The following is a 1,583-nucleotide window of genomic DNA, read 5'->3' on the forward strand; positions in this document are numbered from 1 at the left end:
GGCCCTTCTTCCATGCCTCCACACCGGACAACTCACCCGAACCAGGCCCCTGTTCGAACCCCACCGACCACACGGCCGGATAGAGAACAGCCAGTGAGCTGATGGACCCATCCTCCACCTCCCCACATTGGACGTCACCGCCAGGCTCAGCCCCAGCGTCGGCCGACATCCATCGAGGAATTTAGAGCGGCTTCAACAGGGCTTCGGACAATGCCGCCACTACATGTGCCCGCCGCATTGGAGGCCCGATGGACACGGCTGCATCCACCACTGCAGCGCTGCCGCAGTTCCCCATGACCAGGGAGTGCCCTTACCATCCACCAGCCGGATATGCGCAGTTGCGGGAGCACGGGCCGTTGGCGCCGGTGCGGTTGTACGACGGGCGGCAGGCCTGGGTTGTCACCGGGTACGCGGAGACTCGGCAGTTGCTGGTCGACCCGCGGCTTTCGTCGGACCGAAGCCGGCCCGATTTCCCCGTGCTCGTGCCCCGGATGGCCGCCGCGAAGCTGACCGCCCTCGTCGGTATGGACCCGCCCGAGCACGACATCCAACGCCGCATGCTCATAGGCAGTTTCACTGTGAAGCGTGTGAACGGGCTGCGCCCGGCGATCCGGCGAATCGTACGTGAGCACATCGACGCCCTGCTGGCCGCGGGCCCGGGCACGGACCTGGTGCCCGCCTTCGCGCTGCCCGTGCCGTCCACCGTCATCTGCGAACTGCTCGGTGTGCCCTACGACGACCACGAGTTCTTCGAGGAACACACCCGGCGCATGCTCCTGGCCACCGGCACGGCGCAGCAGGCGGCCGACGCCGGCGCCGCGCTCGTCGGCTACTTCGACGAGCTGGTCGTCGCCAAGGAGGCCCGGCTCGCCGACGGCGTGCCCGCCGGGGGGCTGCTCGACGAGCTGATCACCGAGCGGCTCGCCACGGGCGAGCTGGACCGCGCCGAACTCGCCTCCATCGCCATGTTCCTGCTCGTCGCAGGCCACGAGACGACCGCCAACATGATCGCGCTCAGTGTGCTCACCCTCCTCGAACACCCGGAGCAGGCCGACCGGTTGAGGGAGGACCCGGCCACCGCGCCGGGCGCCGTCGAGGAGCTGCTGCGCTTCCTGTCGGTCGCCGACGAGCTGCAGCGGGTCGCGGCAACCGACATCGAGATAGGCGGCGTCACCGTACGGGAGGGCGACGCCGTGTATCTGCCGAACGCGGCCGCGAACCGGGCCGGTGAGGTCTTCGCCGACCCCGACACGTTCGACGTGCTGCGCGGCACCCGCCACCACCTGGCGTTCGGCTACGGAATCCACCAGTGCATCGGCCAGAACCTGGCCCGCGCCGAGCTGGAGATCGCGCTGTACGAGCTGTTCACCCGCGTGCCCACGCTGCGGGCCGCCGAGCCCGTCGAGGCGCTCGGCACCAAGCCCGGCGGTTCCGTGCAGGGCATCGTGCGCCTGCCCGTCACCTGGTAACCGCGGTCGGCGGAGAGGAGAAGAGGGGGCCGGCCCGACGGGCCGGCCGCCCCCTCGTTTGGCCCGGGACGCCCCCCCCCCCGGCGCCACCCGGTACCCCGCCCCCCGCCCCCG

At 70.6% G+C, this 1,583-nt stretch carries 1 protein-coding gene; it reads left to right on the forward strand.

The genetic code is table 11. The annotated features are described in order from the left end of the window. The first annotated feature begins 248 nt into the window (after window positions 1-248). Entirely contained in the window at window positions 249-1,469 is a 1,221-nt protein-coding gene (locus tag ABZ464_RS52025) for a cytochrome P450 (protein WP_359290053.1), read from the forward strand. The last annotated feature ends 114 nt before the right edge of the window (window positions 1,470-1,583 follow it).

It is taken from the genome of Streptomyces sp. NPDC005820 (assembly GCF_040630255.1).
Lineage (GTDB): Bacteria > Actinomycetota > Actinomycetes > Streptomycetales > Streptomycetaceae > Streptomyces.